Below are 21965 nucleotides of genomic sequence, written 5' to 3' on the forward strand. Positions count from 1 at the left end.
CGGAAGCAGATCAGACCTGAGTCAGACCCCAGCACGGCTTCGGCCCGGCTCCCCCCTGGCTGCTGGCTTGCATTGGTGCGGCGCCGCCCAGTGTGATGATCACGGTTCTCCCTCGCAGGAGTGAACCGGTCGCCGCTCAGCTCGACTTCGCCCAGCAATCCTCGCTACGAAGATCACTCCATGTGAGAGATCTCCGGAGGGGTGCCGATGCGCGCAGGAACCAAGACACTCACCGCGGGGACCGCCGTGCTGGCCGCCCTCGCCACCTGGCCGGCGGCCGCGACGGCGGCCACAGGCGAGGAACCCTGCCGGATCAATACCGACGCCGCCGTCATCCGCCAGGCTCCGTCGAAGAACGCGGCGAGGGCCGGGATCGGCTACCGCGACCAGACGTGCCGCTTCCACGGCTACACCCGCGATGTGGCCTGGGCGCACATCACGATGAAGGGATCGGGCGTGGACGGCTGGGTCAACCGCGACCTGATCTCCACAGCCAAGGAGCAGCTCGCCCCCACCGGCCCCTGATGCGCTCCATGCACCGGCTTCGTCTGCTGCTCGCGGTTGGCGTCGTCCTGCTCGCCACGGGCTGCGTCAGCCTGGGCTCCAGGACCGTGCCGCACGGCAGGGAGCCGCACGGCAGGGAGTTCCTGCCCGACGGCGGGCGCCTCACCACCGTGGCCTCCGGACCATCCTGGCCCGACCCCGTACAGCCGCCCGCCCGCGAGACACTGGCCCCCGCCTACGGCCCATCCCCCGCCACCCCGGCCCCGGCCCCGGCCCCGGCCCCGGCCCCGGCCCCGGCCCCGGCCCCGGCCAGCAGCGTAGGGCCGGCGGACCGAACTGCTCGTGACCACCCGCAGCCGGCGGCCGCTCCTGCCCATCACGGCCAGGGCCGGATCACGGCCCGGCACTCCGCACCCGCGCCCCGCCCTCGCCGGGCCCTCCCGGCCAACCCTCAACCCAAGTACGACCCTGGTGCCGTCTGTTCCTGGGCGCAGGGCATCCGCCTCGACCCGTCGGTCGTCCGCGCCTGCCGCCAGCAGCTCGGACACTGAAGTCGGCTGCTGCGCAGGCAGCAGAGCGGGACGCCGCATCCGCGAGGTGAAGCAGGGCGGAGGCACGGCGGCTCACGATGCCTGCGCAGCTGCCCCGCGCCGGGCCTCCGTCGCGCCGGTGCCGCTCATTGGTCATGGCGAGCGGGACTTGGTGGTCTATCTGGCGGAGGAGGCCGGCGGCCGGAGATCGGTGCGGGCGCCGCGTCCGGGGCGGTGCGTGTGGGCGGCGATGACCTGGTCGGCGGCGTAGAGGGATTCACCGCCGCGTCCCGGTCCCCGGCCCTCGGCAACGCGAGCGGCAGCGCGCCGCAAGCAGCGGCCTCGCGGGCCGTCCGTTGATCTTGGGCTGAGAAGGGGCCGTTCCTGACAGTGGGGCTGGACGTTGTGCATGGGTCGGTCCCGCGGGGGGCGGCCCCGCTATCTGGTGTGCGTCGGCGCCCGGGGGTGTCGTATGGTGAAACCGGTTCCTGTGCCGAGGTTTCGGTGGCAGCGACCGGACTTCTTGTTCCTTCTGTGTCGATCTTGGGGTGACGTCTTATTAACCAGGCCATGTAGTCGTCCGTGTTCCCCGCGTGCTGTGTTGTCGCACGTGTCCGGGGGCGGACGTCGCGCTGGCCTGTGTTGCGTCACCCATCCCCGCAGTTTTCCTTCCCGGGTGCAGCTCGGCCGTCTGCCCCGGGCTTTGGTGTTTTCCGGCCCCGGTGCGGCTGCCGGCAGGGCTCCCCGATTCCTTTGGATCAGGAGTTTTCCCGTCGTGTCTTCCTCCGCGCTCGGCAACGAGCCGCAGCACACCACCCAGCGCCCAACCCACCCAGCACCTCACCGCCCGAAAATGGCCCTGGCGGCCTGGATCGCCCTCCTGGTGCTGCTGACCGCCGAGCTCATGGACATCCTCGACCAGTCGGTCGTTCTGACCGCCCTGCCCGCGATCCAGGAGTCGACCGGCGCCGGACCGGTCACGGTGCAGTGGCTGACCACCGGCTATTCACTGCCCATCGCCATCGGGCTGATCACCGGCGGGCGCCTCGGCGACCTTTACGGCCGACGCAGGATCCTCCTCATGGGCGCCGTCGTGTTCACCGCGGCCTCGCTGCTGTGCGGACTCGCTGCCGGGCCGGGCGTGCTGATCGGTGTCCGCATGCTCCAGGGAGTGGGAGTGGCCCTGATGATCCCGCAGGTCCTGGCCACCCTCCATGTCACCTTCGAGGGGAAGAACCGCAGCAAAGCGTTCGGCCTGTACGGGGCTGTTCTCTCCCTCGCCAACGTCCTGGGCCCGGTGGTGGGCGGCCTGCTCACCGAGGCTGACCTGTTCGGGCTGTCCTGGCGGCCGATCTTCCTGATCAACGTGCCAGTCGGCCTCGCCGTGATCCTTCTGGGACGCTGGTTCATCCCCGAGTCGACCGCCAGGAAGACTGACCGGCCCGACCTGACCGGCATGGCATTGTCCGCACTGGCCATCGTCCTGATCGTCTTCCCGCTCACCGAGGGGCACCTCCATCACTGGCCGCTGTGGTGCTTCGCCCTGCTTGGCGCAGGACTTCTGGTGCTGGGCGTCTTCCTGCGCCACCAGCAGCGCAGGCAGGACAACGCACCCCTCGTGCCCCTGTCGTTGTTCCGGGGCAGGCAGTTTTCCGGCGGCATGGCCGCGCAGCTGATGCACGGCCTTCTGTGCGGGCTGTTTTTCATGACCTGGACCCTCTACCTCCAGCGCGGCCTGGGCATGAGCCCCTTCCACGCGGCCCTGGCCTTCGTACTGCTCTCCCTCGGAGAGCTGGCCGGCGCGACAATCGCGGCGAAGAGCAGCGGGCGCTTCGCCCGCCGCCTTCCCCAGGCCGGAGCCCTCATCACGATCGCTGCGATGGCCGCCTACGGACTCCAGGCCGACGCAGGTCAGGCAGACCTGACCCTGCTGGCGATGACTGCCCCGGTGGTACTGATCGGCTCCGGCCTCGGCATGGTCGGCGGCCCGCTCGCCGATCTGTCGCTGGCCAGGGTCCCGCACGAGGACGCCGGGTCCGCCTCGGGCCTGTTCAACACCGCCATGCACCTGGGTATCGCCCTTGGTACCGCGCTGACCGCCCTGGTGTTCTTCGCTACCACCGACGGTTCACCCGACGCCGGACCCAACCGCGACGCGTTCATCACCGTGCTGTGGTGGGTCGGCAGCCTCCTCGCCCTGATGTGGGCCCTGATGTTCTGCCTGCCCAAGCAAGCAAACAACCAGACTGAATGAGCCACCCCCAGGTCCCGGCCACGAAGTCGGCCGGGACCTGAGCCCTCAGCCTTTCTCGTTCATCGGCGTCTGCGGCGTTGCGGCAGGGGGCGCAGGCCCCGGCTGCACGGCAATCACCACGAGGCCAAACAGCTGACCTCCTTCTTCGGCGGCACCCGCATCCGCCCCAGCTTCCGCCCCCCGCTCGAACGACGCCTTGTCAGCACCTGATCCCGAGCCTCTTCAGGAACTCCGTCCGCCGCCCCCGAACGGTGCTCGGCCCGCGTCCACCGCACATCGGGATGGTTCAGAGAAGCTATCTGACCAAATAGGACGAGACATGCCAAACCCCCTAAACCCCCTGGTCGGACTCAGCCTATGCGGCAAACCGCCGCCCGGCACATGCTGGCCGGACGGACGCCGCCCCTGCCGGAAACACACCGTTCTGAGCGGGGGCTAGTTCCCCGTCGTACGCCTCACACCGTCTTGATGCCGCCGCCCTCTACGACATAGTCGCCTCCGGTCATGCTTGCCGCGCGGTCTGAGACGAGGAACGCGACGACGGCCGCGACTTCGTCGGGTTCGACCATGCGGCCGGTGGTCATGCCCATGGCCGCGGGCACCCCGGACACGAATTCGCGGTGCCCGACGCCGTTCGCCTCGGCGAGGCGGGCGCCGAAGCCGTTGTCGTCCTCCCACATGCCGGTACGTGTCGGGCCGGGTGAGACGGTGTTCACCCGTATACCCCGGGGTCCGAATTCCTCGGACAGTGCCTTGCCGAACGCGTTGAGGCCCGCCTTCGCGGCGCCGTACTCGATCGGGCCCGTGCCCGGCAGGCGCGCGCTCATCGACGAGATGTTCACCACGCAACCGCGGCGCTCCAGGATGCTCGGCAGCAGTCGGCGGGTGACCCGGACCGTGCCGAACAGGTTGACCTCGAAGCTCTGCGCCCACAGGGCGTCGTCGGTCGCGAGGAACCCCTGCAGGGTGAACGCGTCTCCGCCGCCCAGGTTGTTGACCAGGATGTCCACGCCGCCGAGTTCGGCGAGCGCCTGCGCCCCCAGTTCCTCGGCGCCTTCTGGCGTACTCAGGTCGGCCGCGACCGGGTGGGCGCCGGCCTCCTTCAGTTCGGCCGTAATCGTTCGGGCCGCGCCGACAACGCGGACCCCCTCGGCGACGAGCTGCCGTGTGATCGCGAGGCCAACGCCTCGGCTTGCCCCGGTGACGACCGCGGTCTTGCCGACGAGATTGAGTTCCATGGCAGACTCCTTGCAGATTTTTGAATCACAGGTACAAAATGAATGCGAAAAAAAATTCTGGCCACCAAGTCGAGACAACCAACTACAACGACCCCATTGCCGCGTCTACGACCCGCCTCAGCTGCTGGGCGTCCTCGGCGGTCTTGGCCAGTACCCGCATGCCGATCACCGTCGCGAGCAACCAGGCGGCCAGCGCCGCCGCGTCACGTCCGCCGTCGATCTCGCCGGCCCGCTGGCCCTCCTCGACGGCCGCCCGGAACGCGCTCTCCGTGCGTGCGAACATCTTGCGCACAGTGTCGGCCGTCGCGGCGTCCGAGGGAGCCAACTCGGCGGCGGTGTTGACCGCCATGCAGCCGCGCCGATCCTGGTCGCCCAAGTCGAGCTCGACCAGGGCCTCCAGCGCGCCCCGCAGCCGGTCCTTCGCCGAACCGGGATGGTCGAGCAGCTCCGCCAGCCAAGCGGCCTGTGAGTCGCGGTAGCGCGCCAGCGCGCGTTCGAACAATGCATGCTTACTGCCGAAGGTGTTGTACAGACTGCCCTTGCCGATGCCGATCTCGTCCACGAGGTCCTGAGGCGCCGTCGCTGCGTACCCCTTGCGCCAGAACACGCCCATCGCGCGCTCCACCGCCACGTCCGGATCGAACTGCTTCGGCCTGCCCATGCTCTAACCGTAGCACTGTTTTTGACCCCAGGGTCAAATATATGTCGCTCCTCGACGGCCGACGTCAACACGGTGTTTTTATCGGGGTGAATCGCGTACAAAGCCAGACGAGGACGTCGCGGTCGTCTTCGACCACCTCGACTTCACTCACCGGGCCATCCGCGACCATGTGGCGTTCGAGGACCACCGCACGATGCTGGTCTGCTTCGCCCTGGCCCGCCCGCAGGACCGGCCCCTGTCCACCAACGACTGCGGACCGGCCGGCGGCCCCATGCACCCGGTGCGCACCTGCATCGTCCAGACCTTCAAACACGCGATGGAAGAGGGAGTCGTGCCACCGATCGCCTCCGTCGCCACCCGTTACTTCGGACCCGCCCTGGTCAGCGGGGAGACCTGGGGCTAGCTCAGCCACGACCGTCTCTTCCCCGGGCTGACCGGCTCCGCGGCTCGGATCCCGAGGCGCCGGGCGAGCCGATCAGGGTTGCGGCCGGTCTCCAACGTGCGGGAGACGACCGGCCGCTCAAAACGCCCTCGCGAGCACTCCCATTGACATCAGGGCTCCTCCGGCTCCTGCGCGCGTTGTGCTGCGTTCGGTGCGGGTTCGCCGCGGTCAGGAAGGCGACGCGGCTGTGGGCCGGCTCGCGTCGCTCCGCGCCCGGCTCCTGCCGACCAGGGCCCCCGGCCGATGGCCGTCGTGCGACGTGGCCGATGCTGTCCTGGACCATTCCCGACGAACACCCTGGGCAGCCATGACCGACTATCTGCAGGCCGTCTTCGACATGCTGGGCCCAGCCATCAACCGTGACGACGAGCCTGCTGATTGGCTGCGCTTGGAGCAGGAGATCGGCAGCCCCCTCCCCACGGACTTCAAGGAGTTCGTCGCACGGTATGCCCCCGCTGAACTGAACGACCGCCTCTACATCCACCATCCCGGATCGGATGCGTGGAACTTGTTGCGCTGGATGCGGGAGACCGTGGAGGCCTTCGACGCGTGCGCGTGGGAGGAGGCCACCGCGGCCTCTCTCAATCCCGGGCACCTGGTATTCGGGAAAGGCGGCCTGATCCCGCTGGCGTCAACGAACGGGGGCGAGTACCTCTTCCTGCTGCCCAGACACGGCAACACACCCCTGCTCGTCGTCCACGTCGGAGACGATGACGACTTCTACGAGTACGACATGAGTTTCACCGAATGGCTCTACCGCTACCTGTCCGACGAGGACATGACCGGGCCGAACAGCAGCAGCGGCTGGGACGGCGCTGCGCAGGTGAGCAAGCTCCCCGCCTGACGGGGCCGATGGTGGTGGGCCAAGGCCTGCCGTGAGACCGCTCATGCGATGAAAGATCGGCAGGCGCAGGGGTCCGTAGGTCGGCCTATTCGTCGTCGAAGTCGAGGTCGAGGTCGGGGTCTTCTTCGGTGTGCAGGCGGGTGTCGAGGTCGGTTGCCCAGGCGTTGGCCCAGGTGCGCAGGTCTGCGAGTTGCTCGGGGGTGAGGCCGTAGTCGTAGAAGGCTTGGTCGTCCCACCATTCGGCGCCGGTGAGGTGGTCGCGCAGCTCGTGGAGGTTGAACTCGGTGCGGGCGTGTCGGCGGCCGAGGGTTTCGAGGTCGGCGGTGGTGTGGTGGCGGGAGGCGGCGTGGACGTCGATGAGGTCGCGGACGGCGCTGCGGTCGGCCAGTGCCCGGACTTTGGTTCCGATCACGTCGTCGAGGGAGAGGACCGGGCCGTACTCGGTGGTGGTGGGCGGAGCCCAGAAGGCCTCTTTGAGGACGTCGACCTCGCACTCCTCGCCGGTGTTCGGGTCGGTGACGATGAGCCGGCCGGAGAGCGGGTCGGTCTCGATCTGCCGTACGGCCCAGCCGCGTTCGGTGAGGCCTGCGCTGACCGTGTGGATGATCTCGTCCATGGGGGCGGGATTCTCGGTGGCGACGTCGAGGTCCTGGCTCAGGCGCTCGACCAGCCCGTGCGCTTGCACCGCATAGCCGCCGGTGACGACCAGAGGGTAGACGGTGCCGATGGCAAGCACGTCAGCCAGCAGTCGGCGGTGCAAGTCGTTCAGGTTCATGCAGCGGTCGCGGTCCGGGCGGGCGTCAGCTCCGGGAAGGCGTCCTCCCACACGTCACGGACCAGGCGACTGATCAAGGTCCGCAGCACCGGCCACTGGGCGATGAGCAGGTCCCTGTTCAGGAAGTCCACCACGTCCTGCTGCTGTCCCTCGGCGAGGACAGTCCGGTACAGGCCCATCCGCGGGCGCAGGGCGTCCACGTCGAAGGAGCGTCGACCCGACCAGACCACATGCAACGGCAGGTCGACCACACCGTGCGCGGGACCTTGCAGGTCCTCCAGCCGGGCGGGCAGCCGCCGGGTATAGCGGGCGCGCAGGATCTCGCCGGCATTGGGCACCGGGAAGCGGGAGGACGTGACAGCCATGCCCCGATTATCCCCTGCCGGAGCGGGCCGGTCACCCCGGACACCCAACTGGATGCCCGGCGCGGTAGGACTGGGGCTGGGCTCGGGCGGCTGGGCGGTCCGAAGCCTGCGCCGCTCGAAAGGTTGTCGTTGCAGGTCATGCGGCGGCGTCGACGGACCGGTCGACCTGCTCGGGGAGGGTTGCAGCACGGCGCACTCGTATTGCCAGCCCTGATTCGGCTCGTGGGGGGCCATCCCCGCAACTACCTGGCCATTCTCGGTGCCACCGCCTGTACCGCTCGAAAAGTCATCGCTGCACGTCATGAGGCATATCGGTACTGGTTGATGGTGCCGCCGAGGACACGGGTTCGCAGGAGCCTGCGGCCATCGAGATCGGTAACGGTGGCGGGCTGGTCCGGGGCGTTGGGCGGACGTTGATCTCGGGCCTGGTGGGGCCGATGCCTGTTGTAGTGATCTTGATATTCGGCGAGGACTCGGCGGGCGTGGGCTTCGTTGACGACCAGGACGTGGTCGAGGGCTTCGCGTCGGATGGTGCCGATCACCCGCTCGCAGTGGGCGTTCATCCGGGGTGCTCGTGGGGCGCTGAGCAGGACGTCCATGTCCTCGGCCGTGAAGACGGCGTCGAAGGATTCGGTGTACTTGGCGTCGCGGTCGCGCAAGGCGAATCGCAGGGACTCCATGCGGGTCCCGAGGCCGGCAGCGAGATTGCGCGCCTGCTGGGTCGCCCATTGTCCTGTGGGGTGGGTGGTGACGCCGGTGATGTGTAGCCTGCGGGTTCCGTGTTCGAGGAACGCCATGGCGTACAGGCGTGTGCCGAGTACGGTGTCGACGTGGAAGAAGTCCGCAGCGATGATGCCCTCGGCCTGGGCGGTCAGGAACTCCCGCCAGCTTGGTCCGGATCGGCGCGGGGCCGGGTCGATGCCGGCGGTGGTCAGGATCTGCCAGACCGTGGACGGTGCGATCGGATGCCCCAGCCGGGCGAGTTCACCCTGGATCCGGCGGTGGCCCCACTGCGGATTCTCGCGCGCCAGGCGCAGTACCAGCTTCTTGAGCGCGGCGGCTGTGGGTGGTCGACCGTTCCGCCCCCGACGGGCTGAGTAGCGGTAGTTCGTTGACTTGGGAGCGGGGTGGCGGTAGTCCGGGTGGTGGGGGTGGTGGTGATGACTGCTCGTCGTCCGTGTCCGCCGGCGCCGGGACCGCTGGAGGACTATGCCGCCGGTTTCGACGACCTGTTCGCCTCCCTGGCCCAGCGCCGGGGCTTCCGCGAGTACCTCACGGGGCTGCTCACGCCGCGGGACCGGAACACGACACTGACCTGTCTGGCCGGGGCGGAACCGGTGGTGGGTGCCCGGGATCCCGCGGTGCAGCGCCTGCAGTTCTTCCTGTCCGAGTCCCCCTGGGAGGCCGGGGAAGTCAACGACCGGCGGCTGGAGTTGCTGCGCGGGCAGCCGGACACCGCTCCGCACGCGGGCGGGGTCATCGTGATCGACGATTCCGGGGACCGCAAGGACGGCACGGCCACCGCGCACGTGGGCCGCCAGTGGCTGGGACGGTACGGCAAGACGGACAACGGTGTGGTCACCGTGACCACGGTGTGGACCGACGGACGCGTGTACTACCCGCTGCACACACAGCCCTACACCCCCGCCCACCACTTCCCGCGTGGCCAGCGTGATCCCGCCTTCCGCACCAAACCGCAGATCGCCGCGGCTCTTGCGGCCCGGGGCAAGGAGGCGGGCTTCGCCTGCCGGGCGGTGGTCGCCGACTGCGCCTACAGCGTCAGCGACGACTGGTACCTCGCCCTGCGCGAGGCCCAACTGCCCTACGTGGTTCACCTTAAGCCGCACCGCGGCACCTGGGCGCCCGCCCACCAGCCGCACACCCCCATCGACGCCGCCCGCACCCTGGCCTGGCACGATGCCGAACACCCCGGCGACTGGACACCCATCGAGCGCCACTTCCGCGACGGGCACACCGACACCTGGTGGGCCGCCGACGCCACGCTCGGCGGCTGGGGCCCCGACAGCCGGGTGCGGCTGGTCGTGGCCACCACCGACCCGGGCACCCTGCCCGAGAAGGCCACCTGGTACCTGGCCACCAGCCTGCCCCACCCCGCTGCCCCGCATGCCGCCACCAGCACGCACCCGCCGGCCGACCTCGCCGAGATCGTCCGCCTCTACGGGCTCCGGCCGTGGATCGAGCAGAGCTACAAACAGATCAAGGACGAACTCGGCTGGGCCGACTTCCAAGTCCGCTCCGCCCGCGCCATCAAACGCCACCAAACCCTGGTGAACTGCGCCTTCTCTTTCTGCTGGGATCAATGGTTCACCCCACCCGGCCCGCTTGACACCACCGCACCCGACCCCTGCCCCGACGACCGGGCAGAGAGGGGGCAGCCCCATGCCCCACCAGCCCCAACCTCCCTGCTGGCCAAGGGCCTTACGCGCCGTCCGGGCATGGCTCACCCCCGCCGCCGTCCTGCAACCCTGGTGGCAGGCATGGACCCCGGCCGCCCCCCGGGCCGGCCCGCCACCGCGGACCGCCCCAACCCCCATCCGAGCCACCCGCTAGAACCCCCGGTCCGGGCCGACCTCCGCGCGTCGGCCCGGACCGGCGAAACGAGCCCCCTATGCCCGACACCGCACCCGACGTAAACGTGCACCTCGCCCTGCACCCCCAGCACCCCAGCGCCGTCGTCGCCACCCTCACCGGTCACACGCTGCACACCGCCCGCGCCACCCTCGCCTCGGAAGGCTTCCGGCCGGTCAGCGACGACACGATGCTCCTCGTCCGTATCGACCACGAGGAGCCCCACTACGCCAACATCACCGCCAACCTCCTGCGCGACGCCAGCATCACCGTAGACATCAGCGACCAGTGCAGGAGGAGATCGACACCGAGTGGACCTGGGCCGACCACCCGATGACGTGGCTCGACCGCGACGAGATCCGGCTCGTGTCCGCAGACGCCCAGAAGATCCATGACGACATCGCCTCCGGCCTTCTCGTCATCCACCTGCACGCTCACGACGGCCACACCACCGTCGCCGTGGGCACCTACCGGCACGCCGACAGCGTCCACCTCCACGGCGAGAACCACCTGCGGGTCGTCAGCGGCTCGTACGACACCCCCGGCGAAGCCATCGCCGATTTCGAGCGCCTGTACGGCGACGCCGTCCGCCCCGGCCCGCCGCCACCCACCGACACCGAACAGCAGACCACCCAGGCCCTCACCGCCTTGTCGACATCAGCGTCGGCCAACACCCCTGACGCACCCGCGGAACCGCAGGCGGCGAAGACAGAGTGGGTGCCGGTGCACGCCGCCGACCCCGGCGACCACGAAGCCCTCTTCAAGGACTTCCTCAACTCCCAACCCGCCTGGGAAAAGTACCGCCCGTACGACGAGACCACCATCGCCAACCACGAATCCCTCACCCTGCGCGTGGAGTTCGCGCACGAGACCGGGCCACGCGACATCAACTGGACCGTCGCCGCCTACGAGACCCCGGTCAGCGACCGCCTGTGGCACAGCACGGCCACCGCCTCCACACCGACCGCGATCATCAGCGCACTGCTGGACACCGTCGCCGCCGAGAACGTATGGGGTCCGCGCCTGTCCCCCCGTGCCACCGAGGCCGCTATCGCCGCAGCGACCCGTCCGCTCGCCGATGCGGGCTGGAAGCACTCCATCGACGGGCGCTACATCTCCTGGCAGGCCCCCGGCCCCGAGAAGGGCGGCGTACAGTTCGACGCCTTCGCCGCCCAGACAACCAACGACTCCCTTCCCACATGGACCATCTGGGGCGGCCACGCCGTCCACCAGCCCACCTGGCAACTCCAGCTGTCCGCACACGCACCCACCTCCCTGGTGCAGGACATCGCCATCGAAATGGCCGAAGGCCAAGGGTCCCGCCGAGCACGGCCCGCAGCTGACGGCCCGGCGCTCCACACCGTCCAAGCCCCGGCTCCCGTGGCGGCATCTCCGCCGGCCACGCACCTTCCCACTCACGGCCGATGAGCCTCTACCCTGCGCAGATGACAATGTTCTGGGTGGGTCTCGGCATCCTGGCCGCCTTCGGGACCCTCTGCTTCTTCCTGGCGCGACAGCTGGCCGACCGACTGCGCACGGTCATGAACGGCATAGCCGTGGAAGGCCGATGCATACGCAGGTACTCGACCGAGGGCAGCGAGGGCAACACCTACTGGCACCACGTCCATGCCTTCACGACGCTCGACGGCCAGTACATCGAATTCGAGGAGGACGCCCTGCTCCTCGCGCAGGGTGACACCGTGACCGTGCGATACCGACCCGGCAGCCCCGCCCGAACAGCGACCATCATGGGCCCCGGAGGAACCTGGTCGCCGCTGTTCGGGAGCCTCTTCGGCATCCTCATCTCCGGCACCTTCACCGCGTTGGGCGTGCTGTTCGTCGTCCTGAGCTTCACCCCGTAGCCGCCCCGAACCGGGCCGCGTCCTCAGCTCGGACAGCCGCCATCGGTAGGTCAGTCCAACGCAGCCGTTCACCGACGAGCGACCGCGATGGCGCCGACCACAGCTCAAATACTCAAGATCGCTTAGCTCGGGTGCGATCGAGCTCGTCCCAGGCGAGTCCCCCTTTGAAGGTGGCACGTTCAGTCGATTCATCACCTAATGGAATGAATGCGACTACGGAGGGTTCCACCTCGTTCACTCTAGGTGCTGCTATGGGTTTTATCCGTTCGTGACCCGTCGACAGGGCCACGATCACGCCGGGAGGCTGCGGAATGACTGAATCAGTGATCAGACGCCTCTGGAAACCCGTAATCGCTTCCGCTGCAGCAACGTGTGCGTTCCTGGCAATGACGAGTCCGGACCCGGCCTCGGCACGTGCCGGCCAGGCTGCCGTCGGCTACTTGAATCTGCATGGGTGCGCGTACAACGGCGGCCTGACCACCGTCACGCCCATCTCCAACAACGCACCTGCCTTCGACTCGGGTACGAACGTGTCGAACACCCCGGACACGGCCACGAAGTGCGGACCGGGAGTCGGCCCCAGCTTCCCGGTGATCTATCAGAATTCAGGCTTCAAGGCCCTGGACCTGTCCAGCGGCAGATACTTGAACCTGCATGGGTGCGCGTACAACGGCGGCCTGACCACCGTCACGCCCATCTCCAACAGCTCACCTGCCTTCGACTCGGGGACGAATGTGTCGAACACCCCGGACACGGCCCTGAAGTGCGGAGGGGGAGTCGCCAACTTCCCCCTTATCCCTCAGAATTCAGGCTTCAAGGTCCTAGACCTGTCCAGCGGCAGGTACTTGAACCTGCATGGGTGCGCGTACAACGGCGGCTCGACAACCGTCACGACCGTCACGACCGTCTCCAACAACGCACCTGCCTTCGACTCGGGTACGAACGTATCGAACACCCCGGACACGGCCCTGAAGTGCGGACCGGGAGTCGGCAACTTTCCCCTGAGCCGTCAGAACTCAGGCTTCAAGGTCCTAGACCTGTCTCACAGCTGATGGCAAGGCTGTATCAGTCAGCTGTCTGGGGTTCTTCGTCCAGGTGCGGTTGCGTCCGAGGGCACGGCACCGGTGAGTGCCCTCGCCTCGATGAACACTCGGGTCCGATTCCCGAGCGAGAATCGCAACGCCGCATCCACTGAGATGGCGTTGTTCATCGAACGTGTAGATGACCCCGGGCTCCGGTCCGGGGCCATCACTCATTTCTTCGTCGCGCGGCGGCTTTCGATGACGTCGGTATACCGGCCGAGGACAGCGAGGACGGAGTCCTCATCGGCCCCGGACACCGCCCGCAGCGGCCCCGTCGGCGTCAGCGGGACCGACTCGCCCGGCTCTCAAAGCAATGCCACGACTCCGTTGGTGATGCTGGTGGGGGGGCTGACGGATGGCGTTGGTGGCCATCCATCGGCAGGGCGATACATAGCAGACGATCCCCGGTTAGCAAAACCGGAGATCCTCCGCACCATTAGTGGTCCACCGCCCATACCTGCCCGTCACGTCGAAAGGCAGCATCACGACGACACCCCACAACTCCACACCCTGCTTGAGCCACCGCCTCCGCAGAAGATCTCTAAGCCGCGGCATAGCTGAGGCGGAACAGGTCCTGGGCACGCTCCAGGTCCCGCTCCGTACGCAGCTGCAGTTCCAAGTCCCCCGTGCCGTGGTGACCCAGCCCTGTCACATCCCGGGTGAAACCCGGAACGAGGTCGACCTCCTTCGGGTCCGCCTTGAGGTAGATAAGGACCTTGGTCTGCTGCGGCGGGCAGACGCAGGCGAAGTTCCGCAGCCGCTGGTAGGCGCGGTACTGCTTGCGCTGCACCCGGGTCACACCGTCACCGAGTCCGACAAGGACCTCGTCGACCGCCTCGGCCAGCTCGGCCATCGCGCCGTCTTGCCGTCGGACACTCGGCCGCGTGGCCACACGCCGGCGAACCCGCCGGCGAGCGGCCGACTGTCCGGTGACCGACGCCACGGTCTCCAGGCCGATGTGGTCACTGCCGTAGTACCGGTAGCGGACCAGGTCGATGCTGCGCCGGTGCTCTCGTACGGCGTGCGCGTCGTAGCGGGTGAAGTCGCCAGCCACACAGATCAGCCTCGGTCCGCTCCACAGGATCTGGGACGCGGCCATCACCCCGAGCCGGTCGCGGACCAGACTCCGGAAGGCGTCCTTGTGGTTCGTCAGCCAGGCCATGTAGTAGAGGCCCTGGTTGATGACGCCTGCGTCGGTGCCGCGCTTGTACTCGACGATCACGGGGGCACCGTTCTCGTCGAGGCCCAGCGAGTCAATCCGTCCCCCGTCGACACAGTCGATGACGTACTCGCTCGCCAGGAACGTGACGCCCAGCATCGTCTCCATGTGCGCCTCGACGAGGTCCTGCACATCCGCCTCGACCTCAGCCGGACGCGGCATGACCTCGCTCACGCCGCCTGCCGTGTTGAACAGCTTCAGACCGACCACTCCCCCTCCGCGATCACGTTGCCAGAGGGCAACGTCACAGAGTTCGGGGATATTTCCGCGACCGAAGCCGTCTTGAAAGGACCGAAGAGTCACACATGCACAGCCAGAACGACGCGATATCCGATACGGACGCCCAGCACAGCCCCGAGCAGATCCGCGCCACCTGGGGCGGAACCGGCAGCGTCGAAGACGCTTCCCGGGCCTTCGGGTTCTCCAGGGCGAAGGGCTACGACCTGGTCCGCCGTGGAGAGTTCCCCTGCCGTGTGCTGCGCCTCGGCCGTACTACCCGTGTCGTTACCGCATCCCTGCTCCGCGTCCTCGACAGTGGCGAGCCGGAGTACAGCGGCCCCCACGTCGGATGCTGTACACCGTCATAACCCACGACGCGATCCCCCCGCGCAGCGAAAACGATGGTCATCGGCCGATGGTGACGCGGCAGGCATCGGCCGTAAAGGCTCCGCTCCGGTGGGAGCGGGTCCTTCGATCGAGCGGACTGTGCCCCCTGACCGAGCGGGAGTTGGGGCGTTGGCGGTAGCTTCACGGTGTCGCCGTCGCTGGGGGTTCCGCATGACTGTCCGCCGTATCGCCGTCACCGCTGTCTCACTGCTGCTCGCCGTCACGGCGGCGGGCTGTTCGGGCGGTACATCCTCCGACAGCGGGAAGCATCCGAAAACGCCAACGCCCAGTGCGTCCGGCAGCTCGGCGCCGGGCGCCGACGGTCCCGGCGCGGCCTTGCAGTACGGGCCCGGCCCACAGGCGAAGTACACCGTGCAGACCCAGCCGCCCGCCGGGTCATGCCACTTCGGATACACAGCGGCCAAGGAGCCGCTGGAGGACAAAGCGTGCACTCCCGGCGCGCTCAACCCGAAGGTCACCACCGCGACGTTGAAGACCACGATCTGCCAGTCCGGATACACCTCGACGATCCGGCCGCCCGCCAGCATCACCGGTGCAGAGAAGGCAGCGAACGCCAAGTCCTACGGATACACCGGCGCGCTGCACGACGCCGAGTACGACCACCTCGTCTCGTTGGAGCTCGGCGGTGACCCCAACGACCCCCGCAACCTCTGGGTGGAGCCGCCGTCACCGGGCCACAAGGCGGGCGCCGGCCCCAACAACCCGAAGGACAGCGTCGAGTCCAAACTCCACACGGCCATCTGCTCCGGCAAGGTCCCGCTGGCCGCAGCACAGAAGGCGATCGCGACGGACTGGACCACCGCACTGGCCACACTGAGCCTCAACTAACCGCAGGCAGAACAGCCAACACGGCTACCGGGCCGCGTACCGGACCCGCGCGGCCGCCAACGATGCGGGGCGGCATGACCTCGGCCGGGCCCGGCCAGACCGCAGGTCGATACCGGCCCAGCATCGCGGCCCGGCGCACGCCTGGAGGCATCGGTACATCAGAACCTGTTCGAGGAGAGCATCGTAGGGTCGGCGGGCGCGATCTCCGGCTTGAGGGCCAGAGGTTGGGGCCTGGGTCTCCGCGTGGCGCCTCGTCAACGGCATCGACGGATATGACATCGACTGCAAGATCGACGGCCTCGACCCCATGCGACTCAAGTCCAGCGTGGTCAAGAAAACCTGACACTTCCGGCCGTACAGACCAGATTGCGCGAGCTACTCACCTTTCCGCTTCAGGGTGACGGTGCCCCACAGCGCAGGAACCTCTTGATGGTCGGCTGTCCTTCTGTACCGGATGGCGGCCTGCGGCGGCGTAGGTGGGGTACGCCCTAGTCCATCTGGTCTGTGCCGGGGGCCTATTGGGCTCTTCCCCGGACTGGACGGGCGGCGGGATGCTCGTGGGTATCAGTGAGCGGTACGCAACGACTCTCATGCGGTGATCCCCTGGGGGGCGATTCTGGGGACCGTGATGGGTCACGGCTGAGGACGGCGCACCGGGTTCGGAGCCCCCGTCGGCGTGGCGCCTGCCGGGCGGTTTCGGGCCGCGGCGGGGTTGCCGCGCCAAGCCGGTCCACCAGGGCCGCCGGGTATACCCGCCACCCCGGAAAGGGGTATTCCTCATGTCGCGCTCCCGCACCATCGCCACCCCGGCGGGCCGGGCCCGCTGGTCCTTACGCACCCGCCTGACCGCGCTGTTCGCCGGCGCGGTGCTCGTCTCGGCGGGCTTGTTCACCCTGGCGGCACCGGCCCAGGCCGACTCGATCGTCCAGATCAACGACTCGGCCGACCCGGTCACGGTCAATACCTCGTACACCTACGTCGTCAACGTCAACTACACAACCGACGCCGACGTGGACCAGACCACCAGCATCACCCTCAGCGGGGCGGCCGCGACGTTCACCGCCGTCACGTCCTCCAACCCCAACGACGCCTGCTTCGCGAACGGCGTCCATGCGCATTGCGACAACGCCGGCTACCACGGCACCTCGGAAACCATCACCCTGACCGTGCTGCCCACCGCTGCCGGTACGGTCACCGCCAGTGCCGCCGCGGTCGGAGACGCCTACGGTTCTGACAGCACCACCACGACCATCACCGCGGCCGGACCGGTGTACACCTTCTCCGGGTTCTTCCAGCCGGTCGACAACCCGCCCACCGTCAACACGATGAACGCCGGGCGGGCCGTCCCCGTGAAGTTCAGCCTCAGCGGCAACCAGGGCCTGGACATCTTCGCCACCGGATACCCCGCCTCGCAGCACGTCACCTGCAACACCGGGGCGCCCCTCGCCCCGATCGAGCAGACCAGCAGCGCCGGGCAGTCCAGCCTGACGTACGACCCGGTGACCGACACGTACACCTACGTGTGGAAGACCGACCGCGCCTGGAAGGACACCTGCCGCACCTTCGACCTCAAACTCGCCGACGGCAGTGACCACACCGCCAACTTCAAGTTCAGCTGAACCACCCCGCACCAGGTGGTGCCCGGCGCTCCGGTGCCGGGCACGCCTCGCGCTGGGCTCCTCGGTACAGGCCCGGGTGTATCCCGATGAGATGCGATAGCCCGGCGACCCCGGCGGAGGCGGTCTGACCACCACGCAGCCACTACAGCGGGAGCGGGTGCGCTGCGAGGCCGCCGACCTGTTCACTCGGGGCTCACGCCCCGGCAGGTACTGACCTTTTCGCTTCGGGTGACGCTTCGTCGGGGGTGGTGGCTTCGAGCAAGTGCCGGGGCAGGGGGCAATGTGCCCATCCCTGTGGCCTGTTGTTCCCTTCCGGGGCGGGTTCGGTTGGCGGCAGGGTGACCTGGCATCGATGGTCAGGTTTGCTGGCCGTGGCCGTCCGCGCCGAGGCCGTCACCGCACAGCGGGCTGAAGTCGAGGTCCAGGTGCGGGTCGTACGCCTCGGGCTCAAGGTCGAGTTCGTGAGTGGAGTACTCGCCGACGCGGCGGATGCACTCGGTCAGGCACAGCGAAGATGTGGGCCAGGTCCTCGGGGTCGACGACGTGGCCTTCCTCCTGGAGCTGGTGCACGATCTCGACGATGTCCAGAGCGTTGTGGAAGCCGGGCGGTAGCCCGCCGTCCTCGTCCGGTGACCGCTGCGCGTTGTATGACACCGTCCTGTATCGCCCGAAGGCGTGTCAGTCAGGCCGAGGACGGCCGGGCCGTGGGTGAGGCGCCGGTTTGGTGCCGGTGGGGTGGTGGCAGTGATGGTTCGTCAGGTTGGTGGTTGTGGCCGTGTCGGTGATGTACGCGGCGACGGCGGCCGGCTTGCGTGTGGAGGGTCCCGGGGCTGTCTCCGAGCCCCGGGACCCTGGTGCACTTCATCCTGACCCGCCGGTTCAACGACCGTCCGCAGCCCGGGTCACCACCGCCCTACGCCCAGTCCATGCCGAACCCTGCGAGCTGCCCAAGCTGCCCGGCGATCAGTCGCGGCGGCTCTTGTGGTGGGAGACCCACACCCCGAGCCGCATGTTGTGGTACGGGCCGTCCAGGGCGAACTGTTCGGTGTGCGATACGGAACGGCGGTCTGCTGCTGTCAGAAGAGCTTCTGGGGGGCCTGGTGGTTGACGGCGGAAGATCGCGTACCGCACTCTCAACGTCCGCCTGCTCCTGCGCCCCCTCAAGTGCATCAGCAGCTCTTCATGCTCGGGTTGCCCAAATGCGAATCTAGAAAGTAGTTTCTACTTGGAAAGTGACGTTGCGTGCGGGAGTGAGTGGATGGACGAGTACCAGGTGGGCATGGACGTTGTGGCTCGTCAGCGCCGGGCCGCGGCTGCGCGGGTTCGGCTGGGCTGGTGGTTTCCGGTGTTGATCGCGGTGTCCTGGGCGCTTGCGGTCAGCAGTGCGTTCCCAGCGGATGGCTACCGGCGCTTGGGCGTTCCGGACCTGCCGTACGGCCAGGTTGGCGGTCTGCTGTTCTTGGCACTGATCGTGGTGTTCTCCGTGCGGTCTGGGATGAATCGGCGGGACGTACGGCCGTTCGCGATGTATCCGTCGTTGCGTCGGCGTTTCCCCGCGTTCGTCCTGGTGTGCCTGGGCGGTGTGGCGGTGGTGTTCGGGCTGGGCCGGCTGAGCGGTTCGTCGAGCGCCGCATGGGCGGCCACCGTGGTCGCGGTGGGCGCGGGGGGCGTGATCGCATTCCTGCTGACCTGGATGGCCGCGGGGATCCGTGGCGACATCCTGACGGGGAGCCAGCGGCGGTGACCGAAACCTCCATGGGGCTGGACCCTGTGATCCATCACCTGCCGAAGCTGTCGATCTGCGCGCTGCTGGCCGCAGGCCCGCAGTGGGTGGAGTTCCGCACGGTCCGGGAGGCGACGGGGCTGAGCGATTCCATGGTGTCCAAGCACAGCCGCGCCTTGGAGGACGTGGGCTACATCGAGGTCCGCAAGGGCGGGGTCGGGCGGCGCCCTCGTACCTGGTTCCGCATGACCCCACTGGGCCAGGCCCGCTACGGCGGGCACGTCGCGGCACTGCAGCAGATGCTCCAGCGGGAACCTGACCAGGACACCAACCCGGACGCCTGACTACCGCGTACGCGCAGCAGCGACCGTGCGGAAGCCGGGCAGAGTACTGCCGGGCACCCTCACCTTCTTGAGGGTGCCCGGCAGCGTCTGATCGAACAGCTACATGCCCAGACAGGTGGCGGCGGCGTTGCCGTAGTACAAGCTCACGGCCGCCGCGCACGCGGGCCCCGCGGCCGCGCAGGGCCCACCGAGGATGCCCATGACCCAGCCGGGAATCGAGGCGTCATCAATGCAGCTCTTGAGGTCGTCCCAGAAGTCCGCCTGCTGGACGTGACCACCCGAGGTGAAGCCCGCCTGCTGGACACGGCCACCCGAGGTCATATCCGCCTGCAGGACGGAAGCACCCGGGGTCGCCTTCGGCACAGGACCGGCCGCCGGGGCCGACGACGTGCCGTCGCCCGAGCCGCTCACGTGCTGCGCAAGAACGCCGTCCCGCCAGGCCGTCAGCACCCCAGAATTCGGCCCCGTGGGCTTGAACTGCGACTCGGCGCTGTGCAGCGCACCGTCCTTGCCGATCTGCACCGTCAGAGCGCTCGCGGCATGCAGTCCCGCACCTCGGATGGGGATCACCAGGGTAGTACCGTCCGGTCCCACGACTGCGCGAGCGCGCCCGATCGCCAGCTGCGCGCCGTCGGGCAAGTGCATCGCCAGCTGGCCGGAGGCTATCTGGCTCTTCACCCGTGCCACCGCATCGGCCTTGACATTCGCGGGGGCCTCCGCATGGTCCTTGCGGAACTGCTGCAACGCGTCCTTGAAGTTCCGCGCCGACGCGCCAGTCGCAGCCACCTGGACCCCCGCAGCCGATTGTCCCGCGACTGCAGGCACCGGCCCGGTGTGCGTCGGAGCACTCGCGCTGGCCGCACCCCCGACGGTGAGCACCATCGTCATCGCCGCCCCCGCAGCTACCGTCGAGAATCCCGAGGCGACCACTGCTGCGACCGTCGGAACACTCCACTTTGCTTTGCGCACAGATTCTTCCCCATCTACTGCCTATTTTCACATGGCTACTTGCGATCGATCACATACAGGGCGAGTCGGTTAATTCGGTCAGTCGCCCCCGGTTTCCCGGCCACCCGAAGTGATCATGCCGGGCGGTGCGGAGCGACGTTAGCGCGCATTTGCGATGGATCTATCGTGCATTTGCGGACACATCAGACTCGCGTATCGAAGGGTCTCAAACCATTCACATATTCCGGCCTAACCTCACCTCAAATGGTCACACCGGCCCGAAGTCGGCCCTATCGACCGGAGGTTGGACGCCCCCATCGGCTACGACGCCCCGAACCTGTACCTGCACTCCTGAGACGAAATGAGAAGGCGGCCTTCCATGTCTTGCGGGGCGTGACGGCCGCAGCGTGGTCGCCATCGGCGAAGGTGCATATGTCTGGGCGGACCGTGGGGCGCCGTACTGGAGGCTCAATTCGCAGCATCGTGACCGCATGCGCGGCGCACAGCAGTCATGTAGGCGCCAGGCAGAGGCCCCGTGGTGCCCGTTTCTGGCGCGCTACTGAGGTTTTCGCCTCGGGGTGACGGCGGGCCGTTGTGGGTGAGCGGGTGCGGGTGAGCCTCTGGTGGCGGGGTGCGGTGTGATCGCGGCCGGTGGGGTGCGGGCGGGCCGGGGTACCCCGTGGGCATGCGGTATACCGGAGCGGGCGGGTCGGGGCCGGGGACGGCGCCGGGGTCCGGGGCGCCGTGTACGGGGCTGTTGGGTCTGGCTGGGGGTGTTCAGGTGCGGGTGGCGCGGTGTTCGGTGGTGGCGCTCACCGAGCCGGGATCGGTCTGGATGTAGACGAAGCTGTCTCCCGAGGCTGCGGGGTAGATGTCGAAGTGCAGAGCACCCGCGATGGTGAGGGTGCCGGTGCAGTCCGGGGCGAGGGTGTAGGTGCCGGTGAAGTGGCTGCCGCGGGTGACCGTGCCGTTCGCGCTGAACGTGTTCGTGCCCCGCACCGCGCCGTTGCCGTCAAAGTGTTCGGTGCCCGCGAACGCGCCCGGTGTGGCCTGACCACCAGAGACGGTCCAGCCGTTACCGGCGAAGAGATACGTGCCCGTCAGTGTGGCCGTGCTGCAGGACTGCTGGACCGCAGCATGCGCGGGCGCACCGCTGGCACCCGCGGAGCCGGTGAGGGCCAGTGTGCCGGCCGCGCCGAGGACGCAGGCCGAGGCCACGGCCAGGCTACGACGGTGTGCGCCGATCCAGCTGAAGTACGAGCGTGACATGGGTGGTTCTCCCTCCCGAGGCACCGTCCTGACCGGCCTTGAACGGCAGGCAGCGGCGAACAGCGCGATGACGAATACGAGCAGAACCAGCAACGCAACAGACGAAAGCCGCCCCCAGCACGGACCGCTCCCGCCTCCCCCGGGACCGGGCTGCCCACGAGCGGCGTCCAAGCTCTGCCGTGCCGCGTCGTTGCTGCGAGAGTTCCACCACAACCGGCGCCCCAGGAAGACGAGTACACGCC

23 protein-coding genes and 2 pseudogenes are annotated in these 21965 nt (G+C 68.3%); 17 read left to right on the forward strand and 8 right to left on the reverse strand.

Annotated features, from left to right (window positions below; translation table 11 throughout):
• Positions 1 to 207 precede the first annotated feature (207 nt).
• The 3 genes from OHA17_RS00240 (at position 208) to OHA17_RS00250 (ending at position 3288) form a co-directional block, all read left to right on the forward strand.
• The gene (locus tag OHA17_RS00240) at positions 208 to 525 is read left to right on the forward strand and encodes a hypothetical protein (RefSeq protein WP_406502875.1); all 318 of its coding nucleotides are present in this window, start codon (positions 208 to 210) and stop codon (positions 523 to 525) included.
• Between the two features lie 8 nt (positions 526 to 533).
• Positions 534 to 1055 (forward strand): hypothetical protein, encoded by a 522-nt coding sequence (locus OHA17_RS00245; protein ID WP_406502877.1) that lies wholly within the window; start codon positions 534 to 536, stop codon positions 1053 to 1055.
• 754 nt (positions 1056 to 1809) lie between these two features.
• Positions 1810 to 3288 carry an MFS transporter gene (locus OHA17_RS00250; RefSeq protein ID WP_406502879.1) on the forward strand — a complete coding sequence of 493 codons (1479 nt, stop codon included), beginning with the start codon at positions 1810 to 1812 and terminating at the stop codon, positions 3286 to 3288.
• Positions 3289 to 3743: 455 nt separating this feature from the next.
• On the opposite strand, the gene OHA17_RS00255 is transcribed toward OHA17_RS00250, so the two are convergent.
• A complete protein-coding gene (locus OHA17_RS00255) occupies positions 3744 to 4526 on the reverse strand; it encodes an oxidoreductase (RefSeq protein ID WP_406502881.1) in 783 nt (260 codons plus the stop codon).
• Between the two features lie 82 nt (positions 4527 to 4608).
• On the reverse strand, positions 4609 to 5187 hold the full coding sequence (locus tag OHA17_RS00260) for a TetR/AcrR family transcriptional regulator (RefSeq protein ID WP_406502883.1): 579 nt from the start codon (positions 5185 to 5187) through the stop codon (positions 4609 to 4611).
• Positions 5188 to 5356: 169 nt separating this feature from the next.
• Between OHA17_RS00260 and OHA17_RS00265 the strand changes: the two genes are divergently transcribed.
• Positions 5357 to 5590 (forward strand): hypothetical protein, encoded by a 234-nt coding sequence (locus OHA17_RS00265; protein ID WP_406502885.1) that lies wholly within the window; start codon positions 5357 to 5359, stop codon positions 5588 to 5590.
• Positions 5591 to 5936: 346 nt separating this feature from the next.
• Complete coding sequence (locus OHA17_RS00270; RefSeq protein WP_406502887.1) at positions 5937 to 6473, forward strand: SMI1/KNR4 family protein; 537 nt, start codon at positions 5937 to 5939, stop codon at positions 6471 to 6473.
• 85 nt (positions 6474 to 6558) lie between these two features.
• Here OHA17_RS00270 and OHA17_RS00275 read toward each other — a convergent pair whose 3' ends face one another.
• The 3 genes and pseudogenes from OHA17_RS00275 to OHA17_RS00285 all read right to left on the reverse strand — a co-directional run.
• On the reverse strand, positions 6559 to 7248 hold the full coding sequence (locus OHA17_RS00275) for a nucleotidyl transferase AbiEii/AbiGii toxin family protein (RefSeq protein WP_406502889.1): 690 nt from the start codon (positions 7246 to 7248) through the stop codon (positions 6559 to 6561).
• Positions 7245 to 7613, reverse strand: a complete 369-nt coding sequence (locus OHA17_RS00280) for a hypothetical protein (RefSeq protein WP_406502891.1) — start codon at positions 7611 to 7613, stop codon at positions 7245 to 7247. The genes OHA17_RS00275 and OHA17_RS00280 overlap by 4 nt, the downstream gene beginning before the upstream one ends.
• 299 nt (positions 7614 to 7912) lie before the next feature.
• Positions 7913 to 8713: pseudogene (locus OHA17_RS00285) on the reverse strand (integrase core domain-containing protein); the annotation flags it as partial.
• Between the two features lie 60 nt (positions 8714 to 8773).
• Between OHA17_RS00285 and OHA17_RS00290 the strand changes: the two are divergent.
• From OHA17_RS00290 to OHA17_RS00310, 5 genes are all read left to right on the forward strand, one after another.
• Entirely contained in the window at positions 8774 to 10267 is a 1494-nt protein-coding gene (locus OHA17_RS00290) for an IS701 family transposase (RefSeq protein ID WP_406502893.1), read from the forward strand.
• On the forward strand, positions 10243 to 10539 hold the full coding sequence (locus tag OHA17_RS00295; RefSeq protein WP_406502895.1) for a hypothetical protein: 297 nt from the start codon (positions 10243 to 10245) through the stop codon (positions 10537 to 10539). Before OHA17_RS00290 ends, OHA17_RS00295 begins: the two co-directional genes overlap by 25 nt.
• Positions 10491 to 11630, forward strand: coding sequence for a DUF317 domain-containing protein (locus OHA17_RS00300; RefSeq protein WP_406502897.1), 1140 nt, complete (start codon positions 10491 to 10493; stop codon positions 11628 to 11630). The genes OHA17_RS00295 and OHA17_RS00300 overlap by 49 nt, the downstream gene beginning before the upstream one ends.
• Before the next feature lie 17 nt (positions 11631 to 11647).
• Positions 11648 to 12064: a DUF3592 domain-containing protein gene (locus tag OHA17_RS00305; RefSeq protein ID WP_406502899.1), complete on the forward strand. Its 417-nt coding sequence runs from the start codon at positions 11648 to 11650 to the stop codon at positions 12062 to 12064.
• A 386-nt stretch (positions 12065 to 12450) separates the two neighbouring features.
• Positions 12451 to 13116: a hypothetical protein gene (locus tag OHA17_RS00310; RefSeq protein WP_406502901.1), complete on the forward strand. Its 666-nt coding sequence runs from the start codon at positions 12451 to 12453 to the stop codon at positions 13114 to 13116.
• A gap of 571 nt (positions 13117 to 13687) precedes the next feature.
• On the opposite strand, the gene OHA17_RS00315 is transcribed toward OHA17_RS00310, so the two are convergent.
• Complete coding sequence (locus OHA17_RS00315; RefSeq protein ID WP_406502903.1) at positions 13688 to 14575, reverse strand: endonuclease NucS domain-containing protein; 888 nt, start codon at positions 14573 to 14575, stop codon at positions 13688 to 13690.
• A gap of 95 nt (positions 14576 to 14670) precedes the next feature.
• Here OHA17_RS00315 and OHA17_RS00320 point away from each other — a divergent pair, with 95 nt between their 5' ends.
• The 7 genes and pseudogenes from OHA17_RS00320 (at position 14671) to OHA17_RS00350 (ending at position 19506) form a co-directional block, all read left to right on the forward strand.
• On the forward strand, positions 14671 to 14952 hold the full coding sequence (locus tag OHA17_RS00320; protein WP_406502905.1) for a helix-turn-helix transcriptional regulator: 282 nt from the start codon (positions 14671 to 14673) through the stop codon (positions 14950 to 14952).
• Between the two features lie 190 nt (positions 14953 to 15142).
• Positions 15143 to 15820, forward strand: coding sequence for a hypothetical protein (locus OHA17_RS00325; protein ID WP_406502907.1), 678 nt, complete (start codon positions 15143 to 15145; stop codon positions 15818 to 15820).
• Between the two features lie 235 nt (positions 15821 to 16055).
• Positions 16056 to 16163 (forward strand): annotated as a pseudogene (locus OHA17_RS00330) (PhnA domain-containing protein); the annotation flags it as partial.
• A 436-nt stretch (positions 16164 to 16599) separates the two neighbouring features.
• Positions 16600 to 17439 (forward strand): PxKF domain-containing protein, encoded by an 840-nt coding sequence (locus OHA17_RS00335; protein WP_406502909.1) that lies wholly within the window; start codon positions 16600 to 16602, stop codon positions 17437 to 17439.
• Between the two features lie 465 nt (positions 17440 to 17904).
• A complete protein-coding gene (locus tag OHA17_RS00340) occupies positions 17905 to 18051 on the forward strand; it encodes a hypothetical protein (RefSeq protein ID WP_406502910.1) in 147 nt (48 codons plus the stop codon).
• A gap of 646 nt (positions 18052 to 18697) precedes the next feature.
• Positions 18698 to 19183, forward strand: coding sequence for a hypothetical protein (locus OHA17_RS00345; RefSeq protein ID WP_406502912.1), 486 nt, complete (start codon positions 18698 to 18700; stop codon positions 19181 to 19183).
• Positions 19180 to 19506, forward strand: a complete 327-nt coding sequence (locus OHA17_RS00350) for a transcriptional regulator (protein WP_406502914.1) — start codon at positions 19180 to 19182, stop codon at positions 19504 to 19506. The genes OHA17_RS00345 and OHA17_RS00350 overlap by 4 nt, the downstream gene beginning before the upstream one ends.
• A gap of 99 nt (positions 19507 to 19605) precedes the next feature.
• On the opposite strand, the gene OHA17_RS00355 is transcribed toward OHA17_RS00350, so the two are convergent.
• Positions 19606 to 20394: a hypothetical protein gene (locus tag OHA17_RS00355; RefSeq protein ID WP_406502916.1), complete on the reverse strand. Its 789-nt coding sequence runs from the start codon at positions 20392 to 20394 to the stop codon at positions 19606 to 19608.
• 837 nt (positions 20395 to 21231) lie between these two features.
• Positions 21232 to 21723, reverse strand: coding sequence for a hypothetical protein (locus OHA17_RS00360; protein ID WP_406502918.1), 492 nt, complete (start codon positions 21721 to 21723; stop codon positions 21232 to 21234).
• Positions 21724 to 21965: the final 242 nt, after the last annotated feature.

The organism is Streptomyces sp. NBC_00212 (genome assembly GCF_045206365.1).
In the GTDB taxonomy this organism is placed as follows: Bacteria; Actinomycetota; Actinomycetes; order Streptomycetales; family Streptomycetaceae; genus Streptomyces.